The 20,239-nt window shown below is 66.7% G+C and carries 21 protein-coding genes and 1 pseudogene; 13 read left to right on the plus strand and 9 right to left on the minus strand.

Annotation, left to right across the window (positions count from 1 at the left end):
• From apaG to ACMVO5_RS01060, 6 genes are all read left to right on the plus strand, one after another.
• Entirely contained in the window at nt 1–417 is a 417-nt protein-coding gene (gene apaG / locus ACMVO5_RS01035) for a Co2+/Mg2+ efflux protein ApaG (protein ID WP_416908239.1), read from the plus strand.
• Between the two features lie 19 nt (nt 418–436).
• Nucleotides 437–1,228, plus strand: coding sequence for a LysR family transcriptional regulator (locus ACMVO5_RS01040; protein ID WP_416908240.1), 792 nt, complete (start codon nt 437–439; stop codon nt 1,226–1,228).
• Nucleotides 1,229–1,325: 97 nt separating this feature from the next.
• Nucleotides 1,326–1,703, plus strand: coding sequence for a c-type cytochrome (locus ACMVO5_RS01045; RefSeq protein WP_416908241.1), 378 nt, complete (start codon nt 1,326–1,328; stop codon nt 1,701–1,703).
• A 104-nt stretch (nt 1,704–1,807) separates the two neighbouring features.
• Complete coding sequence (locus ACMVO5_RS01050; protein WP_416908242.1) at nt 1,808–3,676, plus strand: ABC-F family ATP-binding cassette domain-containing protein; 1,869 nt, start codon at nt 1,808–1,810, stop codon at nt 3,674–3,676.
• 94 nt (nt 3,677–3,770) lie between these two features.
• A complete protein-coding gene (locus ACMVO5_RS01055; protein ID WP_416908243.1) occupies nt 3,771–4,160 on the plus strand; it encodes a glycine zipper 2TM domain-containing protein in 390 nt (129 codons plus the stop codon).
• A gap of 82 nt (nt 4,161–4,242) precedes the next feature.
• Complete coding sequence (locus ACMVO5_RS01060) at nt 4,243–5,505, plus strand: hypothetical protein (protein ID WP_416908244.1); 1,263 nt, start codon at nt 4,243–4,245, stop codon at nt 5,503–5,505.
• Between the two features lie 9 nt (nt 5,506–5,514).
• On the opposite strand, the gene ACMVO5_RS01065 is transcribed toward ACMVO5_RS01060, so the two are convergent.
• The 8 genes from ACMVO5_RS01065 to ACMVO5_RS01100 all read right to left on the minus strand — a co-directional run bounded on the left by ACMVO5_RS01065 (nt 5,515) and on the right by ACMVO5_RS01100 (nt 14,289).
• On the minus strand, nt 5,515–6,831 hold the full coding sequence (locus tag ACMVO5_RS01065) for an ammonium transporter (RefSeq protein ID WP_416908245.1): 1,317 nt from the start codon (nt 6,829–6,831) through the stop codon (nt 5,515–5,517).
• A gap of 10 nt (nt 6,832–6,841) precedes the next feature.
• Nucleotides 6,842–7,156: a P-II family nitrogen regulator gene (locus tag ACMVO5_RS01070; RefSeq protein WP_416908246.1), complete on the minus strand. Its 315-nt coding sequence runs from the start codon at nt 7,154–7,156 to the stop codon at nt 6,842–6,844.
• Nucleotides 7,157–7,320: 164 nt separating this feature from the next.
• Nucleotides 7,321–9,291, minus strand: coding sequence for a DNA topoisomerase IV subunit B (gene parE / locus ACMVO5_RS01075; RefSeq protein WP_416908247.1), 1,971 nt, complete (start codon nt 9,289–9,291; stop codon nt 7,321–7,323).
• A gap of 278 nt (nt 9,292–9,569) precedes the next feature.
• On the minus strand, nt 9,570–10,982 hold the full coding sequence (gene glnA / locus ACMVO5_RS01080) for a type I glutamate--ammonia ligase (protein WP_416908248.1): 1,413 nt from the start codon (nt 10,980–10,982) through the stop codon (nt 9,570–9,572).
• An 80-nt stretch (nt 10,983–11,062) separates the two neighbouring features.
• Nucleotides 11,063–11,401 (minus strand): P-II family nitrogen regulator, encoded by a 339-nt coding sequence (locus tag ACMVO5_RS01085; protein WP_416908249.1) that lies wholly within the window; start codon nt 11,399–11,401, stop codon nt 11,063–11,065.
• Nucleotides 11,402–11,602: 201 nt separating this feature from the next.
• Complete coding sequence (locus ACMVO5_RS01090; protein ID WP_416908250.1) at nt 11,603–12,379, minus strand: SDR family oxidoreductase; 777 nt, start codon at nt 12,377–12,379, stop codon at nt 11,603–11,605.
• Nucleotides 12,380–12,386: 7 nt separating this feature from the next.
• Nucleotides 12,387–14,012: a spinster family MFS transporter gene (locus ACMVO5_RS01095; RefSeq protein ID WP_416908251.1), complete on the minus strand. Its 1,626-nt coding sequence runs from the start codon at nt 14,010–14,012 to the stop codon at nt 12,387–12,389.
• A gap of 82 nt (nt 14,013–14,094) precedes the next feature.
• Nucleotides 14,095–14,289, minus strand: a complete 195-nt coding sequence (locus ACMVO5_RS01100; RefSeq protein ID WP_416908252.1) for a hypothetical protein — start codon at nt 14,287–14,289, stop codon at nt 14,095–14,097.
• Nucleotides 14,290–14,542: 253 nt separating this feature from the next.
• On the opposite strand from ACMVO5_RS01100, the gene msrA reads away from it, so the two are divergent.
• From msrA to ACMVO5_RS01135, 7 genes and pseudogenes are all read left to right on the plus strand, one after another.
• The gene (msrA, locus tag ACMVO5_RS01105; protein WP_416908253.1) at nt 14,543–15,082 is read left to right on the plus strand and encodes a peptide-methionine (S)-S-oxide reductase MsrA; all 540 of its coding nucleotides are present in this window, start codon (nt 14,543–14,545) and stop codon (nt 15,080–15,082) included.
• A gap of 52 nt (nt 15,083–15,134) precedes the next feature.
• A complete protein-coding gene (locus ACMVO5_RS01110) occupies nt 15,135–16,304 on the plus strand; it encodes an acyl-CoA dehydrogenase family protein (protein ID WP_416908254.1) in 1,170 nt (389 codons plus the stop codon).
• A gap of 47 nt (nt 16,305–16,351) precedes the next feature.
• Nucleotides 16,352–17,506: a DUF3089 domain-containing protein gene (locus tag ACMVO5_RS01115; protein WP_416908255.1), complete on the plus strand. Its 1,155-nt coding sequence runs from the start codon at nt 16,352–16,354 to the stop codon at nt 17,504–17,506.
• Nucleotides 17,503–18,009, plus strand: coding sequence for a Holliday junction resolvase RuvX (gene ruvX, locus ACMVO5_RS01120; protein WP_416908256.1), 507 nt, complete (start codon nt 17,503–17,505; stop codon nt 18,007–18,009). Before ACMVO5_RS01115 ends, ruvX begins: the two co-directional genes overlap by 4 nt.
• A pseudogene (gene msrB, locus ACMVO5_RS01125) lies at nt 18,006–18,384 on the plus strand (peptide-methionine (R)-S-oxide reductase MsrB). Before ruvX ends, msrB begins: the two are co-directional and overlap by 4 nt.
• Nucleotides 18,381–19,265: a peptidylprolyl isomerase gene (locus tag ACMVO5_RS01130; RefSeq protein ID WP_416908257.1), complete on the plus strand. Its 885-nt coding sequence runs from the start codon at nt 18,381–18,383 to the stop codon at nt 19,263–19,265. The pseudogene msrB and the gene ACMVO5_RS01130 overlap by 4 nt, the downstream one beginning before the upstream one ends.
• Nucleotides 19,262–19,555 (plus strand): DUF952 domain-containing protein, encoded by a 294-nt coding sequence (locus ACMVO5_RS01135; RefSeq protein ID WP_416908258.1) that lies wholly within the window; start codon nt 19,262–19,264, stop codon nt 19,553–19,555. Before ACMVO5_RS01130 ends, ACMVO5_RS01135 begins: the two co-directional genes overlap by 4 nt.
• Here ACMVO5_RS01135 and ACMVO5_RS01140 read toward each other — a convergent pair.
• Complete coding sequence (locus tag ACMVO5_RS01140) at nt 19,552–20,181, minus strand: glutathione S-transferase family protein (protein WP_416908259.1); 630 nt, start codon at nt 20,179–20,181, stop codon at nt 19,552–19,554. The two genes, ACMVO5_RS01135 and ACMVO5_RS01140, sit on opposite strands and share 4 nt — an antisense overlap.
• Nucleotides 20,182–20,239: the final 58 nt, after the last annotated feature.

Genomic DNA, 20,239 nt, shown 5'->3' on the forward strand with positions numbered 1-20,239 from the left:
ATGGCGCTGCCCGGCTTCTTCACGCACAGCGCCACCACCAGGGGCATCACCGTGCGTGTCGCGCCGCGCTTCCTCGCCGAACAATCCGACCCGGCGCGCAGCCATTATGTCTGGAGCTACCACGTCCGCGTCGAAAATCACGGGGAAGCGCCCGTCCAGCTGCTCCGCCGCCACTGGGTCATCACCGATGGCGACGGCCGGGTCAGCGAGATCGAGGGGGAGGGCGTCGTTGGCGAACAGCCGCACATCGCGCCAGGCTCCAGCTTCGATTACATCTCCGGCTGTCCGTTGCCCACGCCCAGCGGCAGCATGGCGGGCAGCTACACGGTCGAGGGCGAAGGTGGCTGCTTCGCCGTCGCCATCCCCAGCTTCGCACTCGCCAGCCATCCGCCCAGCCCGTCCCCCAGCGCTGCCTGAGGCCCGCCCGACCGGTTTCATGAAACGCACCCATCTGCCCCTCAACGCCCTTCGCGTCTTCGATGCCGCCGCCCGCCATCTCAGCTTCACCCGCGCCGCCGACGAGCTCGCCGTCACCCCCGCCGCCGTCGGCCAGCAGATCCGCGCCCTTGAAGACACGCTCGGCCTGATCCTCTTCCGCCGCCAGACCCGCGGCCTTGAGCTCACGCCGGAAGCCGAGCGTGCGCTGCCGGCCTTGCGCGAAGGCTTCCGCCAGTTCGAAGACGCCATCCGCATCATGCAGCAGGGCCAGGGCTCCAACACGCTCACCATCGCCGCCCCGCGCGCGCTCATCGCCAAATGGCTCACCACTCGCCTCGCCGCCTATGCGCGCAACGCCCCGCAGCTGCGCTTCGTCCTCGCCGCCCTCGACGGCGAGCCCGATTTCACCGAGGCCAACCTCGATCTCGCTCTGCATTTCGGCGATGCCCCCAGCGCTGAGGGCGTGCACGGCAAGCCGCTCGGCCCCGAGCAGCTGGTCCTCGTCGCGCCGCCCGACATGCCCGCCGATGCCCCGCGCATCGCCCATCCGCTCGATCCCGATGCCCCCGGCCCGTTCATGGCCGATGCCGGCCTCGCCCTTGATGCGGCTATGGCCGGCCTCGGCCCGGCTCTTGTGCCCGCGCTTCTGGCCGAGCAGGCGCTGGCCAGCGGCGCGCTCACACCGCTCGCCCCGCCCCAGCCGAGCGCGGCCGCATGGTGGCTCAGCGCCCCCACGCCGCAATGGCGGCAGGCCAAGGTGCGCGCGCTGGTCGCCTTTCTGGCGGGCTGAAGCGCCGCAACTGGGCCAATTCGCCGCCACAATCCGTAATTGCACATTCATCCCCGGCCGATTAAGAGCGATTTTCCTTTCACAAGCAGGGACGACCATGAACAAAACCATCCTGATCGCCGCCGCCGCCATGTTTGCTGCCGCCGCCCCCGCCGCCGCCCAGATGCCCGCCGGCGATGCCGCCGCCGGCGCCAAGGTGTTCAACCAGTGCAAGGCCTGCCACGTCACCACCAAGGGCGTGAACCGGGTTGGCCCGTCGCTCCACGCCGTTGTCGGCCGCAAGTCTGGCTCGGTCGAAAAGTTCAAATATTCCAAGGCGAACCTTGAGAGCAACGTGACCTGGGACGAAGCCACGCTGTTCAAATATCTCGAAGCGCCGATGAAGTTCATGCCCGGCACCAAGATGGCCTTCGCCGGCCTCAAGAAGCCGCAGGACCGCGCCAACGTGATCGCTTACCTCAAGACCCAGAAGTAAGCGCCGCAGCAATTAAGGGCAGGCCGGCGGGGCAGGGTGCCTCGCCGGCCTGTTTCTTTTTTCAGGCCCTGCAATCCCGGGCCGAATCCTGCTAGACGCCCGCCATGCTGACCATCAACGCCATCACCGTTCGCCTCGGCGGCCGCACCATCCTCGATGGGGCCTCGGCCACGCTGCCGCCGCGCGGCCGCATCGGCTTCATCGGCCGCAACGGCGCCGGCAAATCGACACTGATGAAGGTCATCGCCGGCCAGCTCGAGCCTGATGCCGGCAGCATCGACATGCCCAAGTCCGCCCGCCTCGGCTATGTCGCGCAGGAAGCCCCGGCGGGCAAGACCACTCCGTTCGAAACCGTGATCGCCGCTGATCTCGAGCGCGCCGCCCTGATGGCCGAGGAAGAAAGCGGCACCCCCGATCCCGCCCGCCTCGCCGAAATCCATGAGCGGCTGATCGCCATCGATGCCTATACAGCGCCCGCCCGCGCCAGCCGCATCCTCGTCGGCCTCGGCTTTGATGAAGAGGCCCAGCACCGCCCGCTCGACAGCTATTCCGGCGGCTGGCGCATGCGCGTCGCGCTCGCCGCCCTGTTGTTCAGCCAGCCTGACCTGCTGCTCCTCGACGAGCCCTCCAACCACCTCGATCTCGAAGCCACCATGTGGCTCGAAAATTTCCTCAAGTCCTACCGCGCCACCATCCTCATCATCAGCCATGAGCGTGACCTGCTCAACAATGTCGTCGACAATATCCTCCATCTCGAAGGCGGCAAGATCACCCTCTATCCCGGCGGCTATGATGATTTCGAGCGCCAGCGCGCCGAACGCCTCGCCCAGCTCGCCTCGGCGCGCGAGGCCCAGGCCGCCCAGCGCGCCAAGCTGCAGGATTATATCGCCCGCAACAGCGCCCGCGCCAGCACCGCCAAACAGGCCCAGTCCCGCGCCAAGGCGCTGGCCAGGATGCAACCCATCGCCGAGGCCGTCACCGACCCCAGCCTCGTCTTCAACTTCCCCTCGCCCCCCCCGCTGAAGCCGCCGCTCGTCCAGCTCGATCACGCCGCCGTCGGCTATGACGGCAAGCCCGTGCTCCGCCAGATCGACCTCCGGCTCGATCCCGATGACCGGCTGGCGCTGCTCGGCCGTAATGGCAATGGCAAGACCACGCTCGCTCGCCTGCTCTCCGGCCAGCTCGCCGCCATGGAGGGGACCAAACACGCGCCGGGCAAGCTGCGCGTCGGCTATTTCACCCAGTATCAGGTCGAGGAACTCGACCGGGACGATACTCCCCTCGCCCATATGAGCCGCCTGATGAAGGGCGCCACGCCCGCTGCGGTCCGCGCCCAATTGGGCCGCTTCGGCTTCTCCGGCCCGATGGCGGAACAGAAAGTCGGCAAGATGTCGGGTGGCGAGCGCGCCCGCCTCGCGCTCGCCCTGATCACCCGTGACGCGCCCCATCTGCTCATCCTCGACGAGCCGACCAACCACCTCGACGTCGACACCCGCGAGGCGCTGGTTCAGGCCCTCAACGACTATAATGGCGCGGTCGTCGTCGTCAGCCATGATCGCCACATGATCGAGGCCAGTGCCGACCGGCTGGTGCTGGTCGATGCCGGCCATGCCCGGGAATTCGCCGGCAGCCTGGATGATTACACCGACACCATCCTCGGCCGCACCCCCGACAGCACCGCCCGCCCCGCCAAAAAGGCTGACCGCAAGGCCGCCGCCGACGCGCGCGGCGCCACCGCAGCGTTCCGCAAGGCCGTGCGCACCGCCGAGGCCGAAATGACCCGCCTCGCCAAGCGCCGCGACGAGATCGACCGCATGCTCGCCGACCCGACCGACTGCAAGGTCGCCGACATGGGCCGCAAACCCGCCGACCTGATGCAAGAGCGCGGCCGCGTCGAAGCCGCACTCGAAGCGGCCGAAAGCGCCTGGCTCGAAGCCACCGAAGCCCTTGAAGCCGCCAGCCAGGCCGCCTGAACGCAGCACAACCGGCCATTCAGCGTCGCGCCAGCCCGAATCGGCCATCGTGCGCCCATCACCACTTCCGGTGATCCAGTTCAGGGATCAGATGATGTCCGCCAAATTCATCCTCGCCGCACTCACCGCCAGCCTTGCCGCCACCGCCATCCCCACCACCGCCGTCCAGGCTGGCGACTGGGACGATGACCGCTACGAACGCCGCTGGGACGACCGCCGCTGGAATGCCGATTGGGATGATCGCCGCGACGACCGCCGCTGGAACAACCGCGACCAGCGCCGCTGGAACGGCAATGGCAACCGCTGCTATGACGAAGGCAAGGGCGGCACGGTGATCGGCGCCATCGGCGGCGGCGTCCTTGGCAACACGGTCGCGGGCCGCGGCGACAAGCTGCTCGGCACCATCATCGGCGGTGGCCTGGGCGCTCTTGCCGGCCGAGCCATCGACAAGTCCGACGGCCGCGACTGCAACTGGCGCCGTTAGAACAGCCCGGCCAGTTGCGCCGGGCCTGCCGGGCGCGGCGGTCCCCCCTTTGCCGCCGCGCCCACCCCCGCCATAAAGGGCCATGCCCCTCAAGGCCGCCTATGCCCGCCTCACCGGCGCCGATGCCAATATCGCGCCCGAAGAGCCGAAGAACGGCCTTCTCCATGTCGCCGCCCTCACCCTTACCAAGGTCGCTGACAGCCTCATCGATCCCAAGCTCGTCCTCGCCTGGCTACTGACCAGCCTTGGGGCGCCCGGCATGATCATCGGCGCGCTGGTCCCGGTCCGCGAAGCGGGCGCGCTGCTGCCCCAGCTCCTGCTTGCCCGGCGCGTCGAAGCCGCGCCGCGCACAAAGATCATCTGGGCCACTTCCGCTGCCCTTCAGGGGCTGGCTGCGCTCGCTATCGCCACAAGCGTCGTTCTTCTGGAGGGCGCCGCCGCCGGCTGGGCGGTGCTGGCCGCGCTCGCCGTCCTCGCCGCCGCCCGCGCCGGCGCTTCGGTCAGCTACAAGGATGTGCTCGCCCGCACCATTCCCACGGGCCGGCGCGGCAGCATCACCGGCTTCGCCGCGGCCAGCGGCAGCCTCGCCGCCTTCGCCTTCGGCCTCGCCATGGCGCTGGGCCTGCTCCCGCTCGCCCGTGCCACCCTCGCCGCGGCCGTCGCCGCCGCCGGCCTCGCCTTCCTCACTGCCAGCCTGCTCTTCCGCCAGCTCGAAGAGCCGAAAGCGGAAGAAGGCGCCGCGCCAATGGACCTTGCCGCCCTCATCGCCCCGCTCACCGATGATCGCCAGCTCCAGCGCTTCATCATCGCCCGCGCGCTGCTCACCGTCACGGCGTTGGCGCCGCCGTTCATCATCATGCTCGCCGGCACGGCGCGGGAAAACAGCCTCGCAGCGCTCGGCCCGCTGGTCATGGCCAGCACCGCCGCCTCGGTCATGGCCGCCTATGTCTGGGGCCGCCTGTCAGACCGCTCCAGTCGCAACACTCTTGTTGCCGCCGGCCTGCTCTCGGCGGTCGCGCTCGCCGTCATTGCCCTCATCGGCCTGTCCGATGCCAGCCTCGGCGGCCGCTGGGGTGCAGCCGCTGCCATCTTCGCCGCCCAGATCGCCTATGAAGGCGTTCGCCAGGGCCGCAAGCTCCACCTCACCGACATGACCACAGACAGCCAGCGCGCCCGCTACACCGCGCTCAGCAACAGCCTCATCGGCACCGCCCTGCTCATCGGCGGCGGCGCCGGCTTTGTCGCCGATCGCATCGGCCCCGCTCCGCTGCTGCTCGCCTTTGCCGCCATGGCGCTCGTCGGCGCGCTGGTCGCCGTGCGCCTCACAGACGTCCAGCAGGATTAGGCAGCAGGTTCAGGCGTTGTATGCCCGCTCGCCATGCTCAGCGAGGTCCAGCCCCTCGCGCTCGACATCGCTGGTCACCCGCAGCCCGGTCAGCGCCCGGGCCACACCGCAGGCAATCCCTGTGCCAATGGTCGCCCAGACAATCGTCGTCGCCACCGCCAGAAGCTGCGTCCAGACCTGCGCGCCCATAGCGAAATCCGCATCGCCCGGTCCGCCAAACATCGGCGCATAGACAATGCCCGTGCCCAGCGCGCCAACAATGCCACCCACGCCGTGAATGCCAAAGGCATCAAGCGCATCATCATAGCCCAGCCGCGGCTTCACGATGGTGACGAAATAATAGCAGACCGCCGAAGACAGCGCGCCCAGCACGATCGCGCCGAACGGCCCGGCATTGCCCGCCGCCGGCGTCACCGCCACCAGCCCGGCGATGATGCCCGACGCCAGCCCGAGGGCCGAGGGCTTGTGGCCCAGCATCCGCTCGATCAGCAGCCAAGCCAGCGCCGCACCGGCGGTGGCCACAAAGGTGTTGATCATCGCCAGCGCCGCCGAGCCATTGGCCTCCAGCGCCGAGCCGGCATTGAAGCCGAACCAGCCCACAAACAGCAGCCCGGTGCCCACCAGCGTCAGCGTCAGCGAATGCGGCGCCATCGATTCCTTCTGATAGCCGATGCGCTTGCCCACGATCATCGCCGCCACCAGTGCCGAAACCCCGGCATTGATATGCACCACCGTGCCACCGGCAAAATCAAGCGCCCCCATCTCGTAGAACAGCCCGCCGGTCGCCCACACCATATGCGCGATCGGCAGATAGACGATGCTCAGCCACACCAGCGCAAACACCATCACCGCCGAAAACTTCATCCGCTCCACCACCGAGCCCAGCACCAGCGAAATGGTGATGGCAGCAAAGGTCATCTGAAAGGCAATGAACACATATTCGGGAATGACCACGCCCTCGGTGAAGGTCGCGACCACCGACTCCGCCGTCACCCCGGCCAGAAACGCCTTGTCGAGGCTGGCGATGAACGGCTTCAGCCCCTCGCTGGCGTCCGGCCCAAAGGCGAGCGAATAGCCATAGGTCACCCAGATCAGCATCGCCAGCGCGCTCACCGCGCCGATCTGCGTCATCGTCGAGAGCATGTTCTTGGCCCGCGCCAGCCCGCCATAAAACAGCTGCAAGCCCGGCAGGATCATCAGCAGCACCAGCACCGTCGCCATCATCATGAAGGCGGTGTCGCCCCGGTCCGGCACGGCGTCTTGCGCCATAGCCGGCGCGGCCAGGCTCAGCAGGGCGGCCAGCAGTCCAATTCCAGTGCGTCGCATCACCACTCCTTCAAATCGCCGCTTCATCGGTCTCGCCGGTGCGGATCCGCACCGCCTTGCCAACTTCGGCCACAAAAATCTTGCCGTCGCCCACCTCGCCGGTCGCCGCCGCCCCCTGCACCGCCTCGATCACGGTGCCCAGCTGCCGGTCCTCCACCACCACCTCGATCTTCAGCCGCGGCACCATCTTCCCCGCCGAACCCGGGCCCCCATCGCCCGAGCCCAACACTTCGCTCACCGTCATCCCGCGCACATCAAGCGCTGTCAGCGCCGCGCGGACCGCATCGAGCCTGAACGGCTTGATCATCGCGATCACCAGCTTCATCCCCCACTCCCCACAAGCAACCGACCCAGGTCGCTACACGAACAGCCATGACCATTCGCAAATGCCATGCAATTTCCGTGCCACCGCCGTCCTTTCGCAGCGCAGCAAAACCTGCCCGCAAAGCAAGCAACCGCCCGTGCGACACCTACAGCCCTGCCCGAAAATCAGGCGTCCAGCGCCTCTGCCTCCACCGCGTCCGCATTCGCCTGAATGAAGGCGAAGCGATGCTCGGGGTTCCGCCCCATCAGCCGGTCAACCAGCGCCGCCACTTCGGCGCGCGCATCGCCCCCCTCGGGCAGCCGCACGCGCAGCAGCGTCCGCTTCGCCGGGTCCATCGTCGTTTCCTTGAGCTGGCCCGGCGCCATCTCGCCCAGCCCCTTGAACCGGCTCACCTCCACCTTGCTGCGCCCGGCAAAGGTGGTGCGCATCAGCTCCAGCCGGTGCGCATCGTCGCGCGCATAAGCCACCATCCCGCCCGCCGCCAGCCGATACAGCGGCGGCAGCGCCAGATACAGCCGCCCGCCCTGCACCAGCCCGCGCATCTCCTGATAGAAAAACGTCATCAGCAGCGTCGCGATATGCGCCCCGTCCACATCAGCATCGGTCATGATGATGATCCGCTCATAGCGCAGTGCTTCGGGCGAAAACCGGTCGCGCGTGCCGCAGCCCAGCGCCTGGATCAGGTCCGCCACCTCATTGTTGGCGCCGATCTTGGCCGCATTGGCGCTCGCCACGTTCAAGATCTTGCCCCTGATCGGCAGAATCGCCTGTGTCATCCGGTCCCGCGCCTGCTTCGCCGATCCGCCGGCGCTGTCGCCTTCGACAATGAACAGCTCGGTCCCCTCCGGCTCGGCGCGCGCACAGTCGGTCAGCTTGCCCGGCAGCCGCAGGTTCCGCTTCGAGGTCGCCGTCTTGCGCTTCACCGAAAGCTCGGCGCGCCGCCGCAGCCGGTCCTCCATCCGCTCGCTAACAAAGCCCAAGAGCGCCCGGCCGCGCTCGCCAGATCCCGTCAGCCAATGGTCGAAATGATCGCGCACCGCCGCCTCGACCAACCGCGTCGCCTCCGGCGAGGTCAGCCGGTCCTTGGTCTGGCTCTGAAACTGCGGCTCGCGGATGAACAGCGACAGCATGATCTCCGCGCCCGAAAACACATCCTCGCCGCTCAACTCGGCCGCCTTCTTGTTCCCCGTCAGCGTCGCGAAATTGCGCAAGCCGCGCAGCAGGGCCGCGCGCAGCCCCGCCTCATGCGTGCCGCCATCGGGTGTGGGCACCGTGTTGCAATAAAAGCTTGCCGAGCCCTCGCCATACATCGGCCAAGCGCAGGCCCATTCGACAGCGCCCTTGCCCTCAGCCAGATCTGCGCGGCCGGCAAAGGCCTCGGGCGTCACCAGTTCGCGCCCCTCCAGCTTCTCCGCCAGATGGTCCGCCAGCCCGCCGGGGAAGTGAAACACCGCCGCTTCGGGCGTCTCCCCGTCGTTCACCGCCGTCTTCCACCGGATCTCGACGCCGCCAAACAGATAGGCCTTCGACCGCGCCATCTTGAACAGCCGCGCCGGCTTCAGCTTCGCGCCCGCCCCGAAAATCTCGGCATCGGGATGAAAGGTCACCGTCGTCCCGCGCCGGTTCGATGTCGGCCCCAGCCGCTCCACCGGCCCCAGCGCATGGCCGCGGCTGAACTGCTGGCGATAAAGCTCGCGCCCCCGCGCCACCTCCACCACCAGCCGGTCCGAAAGCGCATTGACCACCGAAATGCCCACCCCGTGTAGCCCGCCGCTCGTCGCATAGGCCTTGCCGCCAAATTTCCCGCCCGAATGCAGCATCGTCATGATCACTTCGAGCGCCGACTTGTCGGGAAAGCGCGGATGCGGATCGACCGGAATCCCGCGCCCATTGTCGCTGATGCTCAGGCTGCCGTCCGTCTCCAGGCTCATCTCGATGCGGCTGGCATGCCCCGCCACCGCCTCGTCCATCGCATTGTCGAGGATCTCGGCCGCAAGATGATGCAGCGCGCGCTCATCGGTGCCGCCAATATACATGCCCGGCCGCCGCCGCACCGGCTCCAGCCCTTCAAGCACCTCGATATGACTGGCATCATAGTCGGCGCCGGTCGCCGTGCTCGCAAAGAGATCGCTCATCGCCTCATCTAGCCCGCCGGCGCCACAAAGAACAAGCGGCGAACGCCCGCCATCCACAGCCAAAGCGTGAATTTATTGCGGCGCAGCATTTTTTGCATTGCAACATGGCGTGCTGCAGTGCATCATAATCAGGCCAATATGGCGATCCTCCCCAAGGATTGACTTCAAGGGCCGGCGCGCAAGCACCGGCCCTTTTTTTCTGCGTTGCGCGCGCAAAGGAAAGGGCGCCGGGCCAAATCCCGACGCCCTCGCCACGACAAAGCGCTCCAGCTTGCCGCTTACATGCTGTAATACATGTCGAATTCAACCGGGCTGGGCGTCATCTCCCAGCGCTGTACGTCTTCCATCTTCAGCTCGATATAGCTGCTGATCTGGTCGTCGGTGAACACCCCGCCCTTGGTCAGGAAGGCGCGGTCCTTGTCCAGCGCGGCCAGCGCCTCGCGCAGGCTCGCGGCCACTGTCGGCACCTTCTTCAGCTCGCGCGGCGGCAGGTCATAAAGGTTCTTGTCCATCGGCCCACCGGGGTGGATCTTGTTCTCGATGCCGTCCAGCCCGGCCATCAGCAGCGCGGTATAGGCCAGATAGGGGTTGGCCATCGCATCGGGGAAGCGCACTTCCACCCGCTTCGACTTGGCGCCCGTCCCATAGGGGATGCGGCACGAGGCCGAGCGGTTGCGGCTCGAATAAGCGAGCAGCACGGGCGCTTCAAAGCCCGGCACCAGCCGCTTGTAGCTGTTGGTCGAAGGGTTGGTAAACGCGTTCACCGCCTTGGCGTGCTTGATGATCCCGCCGATGAAATACAGCGCCATTTCCGAAAGGCCGGCATAGCCATCACCGGCAAAAAGCGGCGTCTTGCCGTTCCAGATCGAAAGATGGGTGTGCATCCCCGAGCCATTGTCGTCCTTGATCGGCTTGGGCATGAAGGTCGCGGTCTTGCCATAGGCGTGCGCCACCTGGTGCACGACATATTTATAGACCTGCATCCGGTCGGCAGTCGTCACCATCGAGCCAAAGGTCAGCCCCAGCTCATGCTGGGCGCTGGCCACTTCATGGTGATGCTTGTCGCACGGCAGACCCATTTCCAGCATGGTCGCCACCATCTCGCCGCGCAGGTCCACGGCCGAGTCGACCGGCGCGACCGGGAAATAGCCGCCCTTGGCGCGCGGCCGGTGGCCCATGTTGCCCATCTCATACTGCTTGCCGCTGTTGGTCGGCAGTTCGATATCGTCGAGATGGAAGAAGCCTTCGTTATAGCCAAGCCCGAAGCGCACATCATCGAACACGAAGAACTCGGCTTCCGGGCCGATGTAGACGGTGTCGCCGATGCCGCTCGCCTTCAGATAGGCCTCGCCGCGCTTGGCGGTCGAACGCGGGTCACGGCCATAAAGCTGACCCGTGGAAGGCTCGACGATATCGCAGATCAGGATCATCATCGGAGTCGCCGAAAACGGATCGATATAGGTCGCGTCCAGATCCGGCATCAGGATCATGTCGCTTTCGTTGATCACCTTCCAGCCAGCGATCGACGAACCGTCGAACATGAAACCGTCGGTCAGCATGTCCTCGTCGATGACGCTCGAAACCATGGTCAAATGCTGCCACTTGCCCTTGGGGTCGGTGAAGCGCAGATCGACCCATTCGATCTCCTTCTCCTTGATCATCCCCAGAATGTCCGAAACGCTCGTCGCCATGGTCGCAATATCCCCTCTACAGGCCGTGAAAATGCGTCGATACGCCTAGCAACACCGTTGCTGCAATGCAAAAAAATCGCTCAGAGCGCGTCTGAATCGCGCTCGCCCGTGCGGATCCGCACCGCCGCCTCGATCGACGAGACAAAAATCTTGCCATCCCCGATGCGCCCGGTGCGAGCAGCACTCGCAATCGCCTCGATCACGCGATCCGCCTGGTCATCATCCACCACCACCTCGAGCCGCACCTTGGGCAGGAAGTCGACGACATATTCAGCGCCCCGATAAAGCTCGGTATGCCCCTTCTGCCGGCCAAAGCCCTTGGCTTCCGTCACGGTGATTCCCGAAACCCCGACCTCGTGCAGCGCTTCCTTCACCTCGTCTAGCTTGAACGGCTTGATGACAGCTTCGATCTTTTTCACCCATCGTCCCCAATATGTCTGGCCCTGGCACCGTTCACCACGGGCATTCACGCGTCGGCCATACAAAGGTCCATGCAATTCCCGTGCCACAGGCCGCGGCTCGGGCATAGCCCCGGCTGCGACACATCATGCGCGCGATATGCCCGAATTCGACCATCTGCTGCCCAAAAACAAAGCAGCCCCGCACCTGGGGTCGCCGTCTCACACCGTCGTCTTGTAGCCGCCGTCCACCGTCACCGTGCTGCCGCACAAAAAGGCGCTCGCCCTTGATCCCAGAAACAGCGCCACCCCGGCCATGTCCTCGGGCGTGCCCCAGCGCTTCAGCGGCGTCGCCTCGATGATCTCATCGCCCACCATCTCGGCCACGCCCGCCGTCATCTTCGATGGGAAATAGCCCGGCGCAATCGCGTTCACGGCAATGCCGTCCGTCGCCAGGTTCTTCGCCATCATGCGCGTCATGTGCAGCACGCCCGCCTTCGAGGCAGCATAGCTGTAGGTCTCCAGCGCGCTCACCCGCTGCCCGTCGATCGAGCCGATGTTGATCACCCGGCTCATGTCGCCGCCCACGGCATTCTCGCGTTTGAGCAGCTGCAGCAGCTTCTGGGTCAGGAAAAACACCGATTTCACATTGAGGTCCATCACCTTGTCCCAGCCGGTCTCGGGAAAGTCCTCGATACTCGCCCCCCAGCTGGCGCCGGCATTGTTGAACAACACATCCACCCGGTCCCAGCGCGCCGCCACCTCGCCGGCAAAGCGCTCGATCTCGGCCATCTTCGACAGATCTGCCGGAATCGACACGCAGCGCGGCCCCAGGGCCGCCGCCAGGGCGTCACACACGGCGGCGTTTCGTGCCGTGATGATCACCTCGGCCCCGTTTTCCACATAGGCGCGCGCGATCATCTCGCCGATGCCGCGGCTGCCGCCCGTCACCACCACCCGCTTGCCCGCCACCGAAAACAGCTCGTCAATCCGCATCATCGTCTCCTCAAATCACTTCGCCCATGGCCCGCGCCCGCGCCACGCGCGACGCCTCCGCGTCGGGCAGCTTCAGATACACCAATATCAGGCACGTCAGCGTCACCGGCGCCATCAGCAGCAGCGACAGCACGCCAGTTGAAAGGCTGCCGCTCGCCTTTGACACCGCGCCCACGAAGTAAGGCCCCAGCCCCAGCCCGATCAGCGTCGTGCCAATGAAATAGGTCGCCGTCGCCGCCCCCCGCATGCGCGGCAACACAAGGTCCTGCGTCGTCGCAGCCGCAATCCCCACATACATCGAGCCAAAGGCCAGCGGCACATTGTAGAGCAGAAACAGCGCCAGGCTGTCGGTGGTGAACATCAGCCACACAAAGGGCGCCGGCACCAGCGTCGCCAGCGACGCCACGATGATCCGCCCGCCCGGATTGCGCTTCTTCACCCAGTCCGAGATCGTGCCGCCCAGCACCACGCCCAGAAAGCCTCCGGCCGCCCCCCAGCCGCCCACGATCAGCGCCACCATCTGCGTTGTCCCATACCAGGGCAGCGGCGCCCCGCTCTCCGCCATCGGCGCCACAAAGGTGCGGATCGCATAGGGCAACACCCAGAAGCCCAGCGAATAGCCGACAAAGGAAATCGTCCCGAAGCCGACCAGCGCCAGCACAAAGGTCGGCGTGCCCCAGATCAGCGCATAGGTCGGCCGGTCGCGCTCACGCAGGCTCTGCGCCCAGCTCGTCACCGCATAGCCGCCCAGACACACGGCCACCCACTGCGCCCAGTCCCCGGTCAGCCGCCCCAGCGAAAACGCCAGTGCCGCAAACCCTGCCATCACCGCCACATTGGTCAAAAACACCCGCCGCCCCAAATGCGCGCAGTTGAGCAGCGTAAACGGCGGGATCACGCTCGCCACATCGCCCGCCAGCTTGCCCCACACGCCCTCCACCTTCGGCGGCGGCGGCAGCCCTTCGGCCCGCCCGCGCACCGGCTCCTTCAGCGTCGCCACCCACAAAGCCAGAAGCAGCCCCGGCACGCCGACCGCCAGAAACGCCGCCTGCCAGCCCACCAGCCCCAGCGGCCCCGTCACTGGATAGGCCTCTTTCCACGCCTGCAACACCACCGCGCCAATGAACAGGCTCACCCCGCCGCCCAGATAAAGCCCGGAGGAATAAATGGCGAGCGCGGTTGCTCGCTTCTCGCGCGGAAACCAGTCCGACAGCATCGAGAAGGCCGCCGGGCTGGCCGAGGCTTCGCCCACGCCCACCCCGATGCGCGCCGCCGACAGCTGCAGAAAGTTCGACGAAAGCCCCGAAAGCGCCGTCATCGCCGACCAGACAAACAGCCCGAGGCTGAGCAACCGCACGCGCAGCCAATTGTCCGCCAGTCGCCCCAGCGGAATGCCGAACAACGCATAAAAAACCGCAAAGGCCGTCCCATAAAGAAAGCCCAGGTCCGAATCGCTCAGCCCCAGGTCCGCCTTGATGTCCTCGGCCAATATCCCGAGAATCTGCCGGTCGATGAAGTTGATGACATAGACCAGCACCAGCACGAACAGCACATAATGGGCATAGGCCCCGCCCACCGGCGGCATGTCGTCCTTTGGGGGCGCCGCCGGCTCCAGCCGCGCATCGGTCTCGCTCAAAACTCCGCTCCCCAAAGCCGCCGAACAGCGCTCGCTTCATTTCAACCTTGGGTAGCAGCCCCGCCCGGGCCTGCAAAGACAATCAGCGCGCCGCCACCTGAGCCATCACGGCCTGCGCCGCAGCGCTGTCCTCCTGCGCCGCATTCACGCCCACTGCCGTCGTCACGCTGGCCACGATCAGCACGATCAGCGGCCGCCGATACAGACGCGCCATGCCCAGCGCCCAGGCACCCAGACGCGCCGACACATTGCGGAAATTGGCCTCATAAGGATTCATCGCACGACCCAACCATGTCTGGCTGCATTTCATTGGCCACACGGAGAAAACCCGAATGCGTCTCCCCCGAGTCGCAACCTGTGGATAACATCCCAATCGTTAACAACAGAGTCCGTTTCGGAGGTTTTTTTCACCAATAACCGCGCGACCCCCGATTTAACAATGTTTGACATTTCAGGCCGCGCAAATCGCCGCCCCCCTTCCCAAGCGCCCGCCGCCCCCCTACCTCATCCCAAACAGCCGGAGACCGCCCATGACCAGCCCCACCGAAACCGCCATCCTCGCCGGCGGCTGCTTCTGGTGCACCGAGGCCGTGTTCGATGCCGTGCGCGGCGTCGCCCATGTCGAATCCGGCTATATCGGCGGCACCATCCCCAATCCCAGCTACGAGGCCGTCTGCTCGGGCCGCACCGGCCATGCCGAAGCTGTGAAAATCGACTTCGACCCCGCCGAAATCTCCTTCGCCGAGATCCTCGACATCTTCTTTGCCACCCATAACCCCACCACCCTCAACCGCCAGGGCGCCGACACCGGCACCCAATATCGCTCGGCCATCTTCCCGCTCAGCCCCGCCCAGGCCGCCGAAGCCAACGCCGCAATCGCCCGCCATCAGGAAAACTGGCCCGACCCCATCGTCACCAGCATCGAGCCCGAGGCCCCCTGGTACGTCGCCGAGCCCTATCACCAGCGCTATTTCGAGCGGAACGGTACCAGCAACGGCTACTGCGCCGCCGTCGTCGCCCCCAAGCTCGCCAAGTTCCGCAAGGCCTATGCCGCGCGGCTGAAAGCCTAGCCCCCCACAAACGCCAATATCGCCCGCCCCAGATTCCGCCACAGTGGGGGCCATGACCAGCTTCGATCAGTGGCGCGCCCGTTCCCCCCATTATGACGAAACCCATGAGGCCGTCGCCCAGTCGGTGCGCGGCTTCATGAAGGCCCATGTCCATCCCCATATCGACCAGTGGGAGAAGGACGGTGAACTGCCCCGCAGCCTTCACAAAAAGGCCGCCGACGCCGGCATCCTCGGCCTCGGCTATCCGGAGGAATATGGCGGCCACACGCAGGGCTTCGACATCTTCCACAGCCTCACCCAGTCCGAAGAACTCGCTGCCGCAGGCGCCGGGGGCCTCGGCGCCAGCCTCATGACCCACAGCATCGGCCTGCCCCCCATCCTCGCGCTGGGCTCCGAAGAGATGAAGCGCCGCATCGCCCCGCAAGTCCTGGCAGGTGAAAAGATCATCGCGCTCGCCATCACCGAGCCGTCCGGCGGCTCCGATGTCGCCCAGCTCCGCACCAAGGCCGAAAAGCGCGGCAATCACTATGTCGTCACCGGCCAGAAGATGTTCATCACCAGCGGCATGCGCGCCGATTATCTCACTGTCGCGGTGCGTACCGGCGGCCCCGGCATCCCCGGCATCTCGCTGATGCTCATCGAGACAGACCGCCCCGGCGTCTCGCGCACGGCCCTCGACAAGATGGGCTGGCGCTGCTCCGACACCGCCGCCATCCATTTCGACGAGGTCGAAGTCCCGCCCGAAAACCTCATCGGCCCGGAAAACGCCGGCTTCCCCGGCATCATGCGCAATTTCAATTCCGAGCGTCTCGGCATGGCGCATGGCTGCTGCGCCATGGCCCGCGTTGCGCTGTCCGAAGCCGTCGAATGGGCCACCACCCGCGAAACCTTCGGCAAGCGCCTCGCCCAGCATCAGTCGATCCGCATCAAGCTCGCCGATTGCGAACGCCAGATCGCCGCCACCCAGGCCTGGGTCGATCTCGCCGCCTGGCAGCACAAGGAGGGCAGGGGACAGCCCGCCGACTATGCCATGCTCAAGGTTCAGGCCACGCGCATGCTCGAAAGCGTGGCGCGCGAAGCCGCCCAAGTGCTCGGCGGCGCCAGCTACATCACCGGCTCCAAAGTGGAGCGCATCTACCGCGAGGTCCGCGTCAACGCCATCGGCGGCGGCTCGGAGGAAATCATGCTCGATCTCGCCGGCCGCCAGCTCGGCTACACCTGATTGCCGCATCCCTTCCGCGCGCGGCCAAAGCCCGCTAAACCCCCGCCATGCTCGCGCGCCGCTTCCTCTGGGTCGTCACCATCCTCATCCTGCTCGCGATCACGGGGCTGATCACCTATTATCTGTTCGGCGTCCAGATCATGCGCGCCGCGCTCAGCCCGTCCGCCCCCTACAGCCAAGAGGCCGCCGGCCCCGCCCCCGATTACACCGATCCCGCCAGCTGGGCCGCCCATCCCGCCCGCGCCGATGATCCCAGCCGCTGGACGCCTGAAGGCGTCACCGCCGCCACAGCACCCCAGATCGCCACCTTCTACATCCCGCCCACCAGCTTCTACGACCGCAAGCGCTGGAACGCCCCCTTCACCGACCGCAGCATGAACGAGCAGGGCGACAAGTTCCTCCGCCTGCAAGCCAGCCTGTTCAACGGCCAAACCCGCGTCTGGGCGCCGAAATACCGTCAGGCCACTTTCGGCACCTTCCTCGTGCTTGAAAATCCCGATGCCCCGCGCGCCATCGCGCTCGCCTATGCCGACATCGACGCCGCCTTCACCGCCTTTCTGGCCGCCCAGCCCGCAGACGCCCCCTTCATCCTCGCCGGCCACAGCCAGGGCAGCCTCCACCTCTACCGCCTGCTCGCCGAGCGCATCGCAGGCACCCCGCTCGCCGCGCGCGTCATCGCCGCCTATGCGCCGGGCTGGCCGCTCAGCGTCGAGGCCGATCTGCCCGCGCTTGGCCTGCCCGCCTGCACAGCCCCGTCCCAGAGCGGCTGCCTCCTCAGCTGGCAGAGCTTCGCAGACCCTGCCGACATCGCCCCCATCCGCGAAACCTTCGAAGCCGCCCCCGGTTACACCGGCCAGCCGCGCGCCGGCACCACCATGCTCTGCACCAACCCCCTGAGCGGCGTCACCGACACTCGGAAAGTCGACCAGACGCAAAACCTAGGCAGCCTCGTCCCCAGCCTCGATTTCACCAGCGGCAGCCTCGTCGCCAAGGGGCTGGGCGCCCAGTGCATGGCCGATGACCGGCTCAGCATCGGCGAGCCCCCGGCCGAATTCACCGCCTTCATCCTGCCCGGCAACAATTTCCACGTCTATGATTACCCGCTGTTCTGGGCCAATCTGCGCGAAGACGTCGCCCGCCGCACCGCCGCCGCAATGGCCGCCGTCAAAGCGCCCCCAGAACCGGCATCAGAAGCCCCTTGATCGTCGAGACGCCCGCCGATTTCGCCGCCGCCCTGCCTGATGGCGGCCGCCTCGCCGGCCTCGATCCCGGCACGAAAACCATCGGGCTCGCCACCTGCGACGCCAGCTGGAGCTTCGCCACCCCGCACAGCACGCTGAAGCGCACCAAATTCAGCGCCGATCTCGAAGCGCTCAGGGCCTTCACCGCAAAAGAGCGCATCGCCGGCCTCGTCATCGGCCTGCCGCTCAACATGGAAGGCACCGACAGCCCGCGCACCCAGTCGGTCCGCGCGCTGGCTCGCAATCTCCGCGCCCTGGGCTTGCCCATCCTGCTCTGGGATGAACGCTGGAGCACGGCCGCCGTGACACGTGCCATGATCGCCGAAGACCTCAGCCGTGCGCGCCGCGAAACCCGCATCGACAAGCTCGCCGCCAGCTGGATCCTGCAAGGTGCGCTCGACGCGCTCACCCGTCAAAACCCCGTCTTGCCACCCCCAACCGACCAAGGCACACTCAAGCCATGACCGAAAAGACCCTCACCCCCAAAACCCTGTCTTCGGCCCAGCACGCCGTGCTGCGCGAACACGCCACCGAGCGCCCCTTCACCTCGCCGCTCAACGACGAGAAGCGCGCCGGCGATTATCACTGCGCCGGCTGCGGCGCGCTCCTCTACAAGAGCCACGCCAAATACGAACTCCGGCTCCGGCTGGCCGAGCTTCTATGAGGCGGTCGAAGGTGCGGTGGCCACCACCACCGACACCAGCCACGGCATGACCCGCACCGAGGTCCGTTGCGCGCACTGCGAAGGCCATCTCGGCCACATCTTCCCCGATGGCCCCCGCCCCACCGGCATGCGCCACTGCATCAACGGCCTCGCCCTCGATTTCGAGCCGGAATGAGCCGCCGCCTCGCGCTCGCCGCCGCCGCGCTGTTTCTGGCCGGTCAGGCCCCCGCGCCCACCTCACCTGCGCCCACCCCGCCAACGGTCATCTCCGATCCCGGCGGCGTCATCGCCAGCGCGCCGGCCACAGACTGGCGGGACATTCCGGCCGAAGACCTGCTGGTCTTCGAAACCGCGCGCGGCCGCTTCATCATCCAGCTCGCCCCCGCCTTCGCCCCCGCCCATGTCGCTGCCGTGCGCGCGCTCATCGCCGAGGGCCGGTTCAACGGCGGCGCCATCACCCGGGTGCAAGACAATTACGTCATCCAATGGGCCGCCCGCCCCGATCCCGCCGCCCGGCCCGCCCCCCTCCCGGCCGAATATGACCGCCCGGAAGCCGGCCTCAGCTTCACCCCCCTGGGCTTTCCTGACGCTTATGCCGAAGCCGGCTTCATCGACAGCTGGCCCATCGCGCGCGACCGCGGGCAAGGCAAGGTCTGGCTGGCGCATTGCTACGCCATGGTCGGTGTGGGGCGCGAAGGCCCGCCCGATGTCGGGGACGGGTCCGAGCTATACGCCGTGATCGGCCATGCGCCGCGCCATCTCGACCGCAACCTCGCCGTCATCGGCCGCATCATCTCCGGCATCGAAGCGCACGCCAGCCTGCCACGCGGCACCGATGCGCTCGGCGTTTACGCGACCGAAGACGAACGCACGCCCATCACCCGCGCCTATCCGGCCACAACCATGCCCGCCCCGCCCCGCTTCCAGGTCATGGACACCGCGTCCGCCAGCTTCGCCGCCTACAAGGCCGCGCGCGCCAACCGCGCCGGCTTCTTCGTCCGCCCCGCCAGCGGCCTCGATCTCTGCAACACGCAAATCCCGATCCGCGAACAATGACGCCGGTCATCAAGCTGCTCCGCCCCGAAGAATGGGCGCGCTTCCAGTCCGACGGCCAGTTCGCCGGCTCGCCCGATGATCTGCGCGATGGCTATATTCACCTGAGCACCCCCGAACAGGCCATAGCCACCGCCGCCAAATGGTTCGCCGGCGTCGAGGGCCTCGTCACCCTCACCCTCGATGCCGATGCGCTCAGCCCGCTCAAATGGGAGCCGTCGCGCGGCGGACAGCTCTTCCCCCATCTCTACCGGCCGCTCACGCTCACGGACGTCGTCAGCGTCCGCAGCTAGGCCCCAAAGCCGCTCCCGCCCTGCGCCGCCTTGGCCCGCGCAAAGCCCTCGCGCGCCTGACACCGGTCCCAAAAGGCCCGCAAATGCGGCCCTACTTGGTCCAGATGCCCCAGCGTCTCGGCAAACAGCAGCGCATAGGCCACCGAGATATCCGCCACCGTAAAGCGCCCCGCACATAGCCAGTCGCGCCCATCGGCCAGCGTCGTCTCGGCCATCACCGTGCGCGCCACAAACCACTTCAGATAATCCGCCGCCACCTTCGGCTGCCGCTTCTCCGGCGGCTCCAGCACGGCATAGCGAAACACCAAGGTCTGCGGAAAGGTCAGCGTCGCCTCGCCCTGGTGCAGCCAGTTCAGATACGCCCCATAATCCGCCTCGTCCGCCGCCACCCCAAGCCCCGGCCCATGACGCACCGCCAGATATTCCAATATCGCCGCACTCTCGGTCATCACCGTGTCGCCATCGACAAAAAACGGGATCGTCCCCAGCGGATTCACCTCCAGAAAGTCCGGCGCCCGCCAGCGCGGCGGAAACGCCAGCATCTCCAGCTCATAATCCAGCCCCATCTCCTCAAGCGCCCAAAGCACCCGAAACGACCGCGCGTCCTTGCAATGCCACAGTTTCATGCCCAATTCCCATTCAGCCAGCCTTCAGGGCCACCAAGCCATGTCACGCCCCAATAAT

It is taken from the genome of Polymorphobacter sp. (assembly GCF_048007885.1).
In the GTDB taxonomy this organism is placed as follows: domain Bacteria; phylum Pseudomonadota; class Alphaproteobacteria; order Sphingomonadales; family Sphingomonadaceae; genus Sandarakinorhabdus.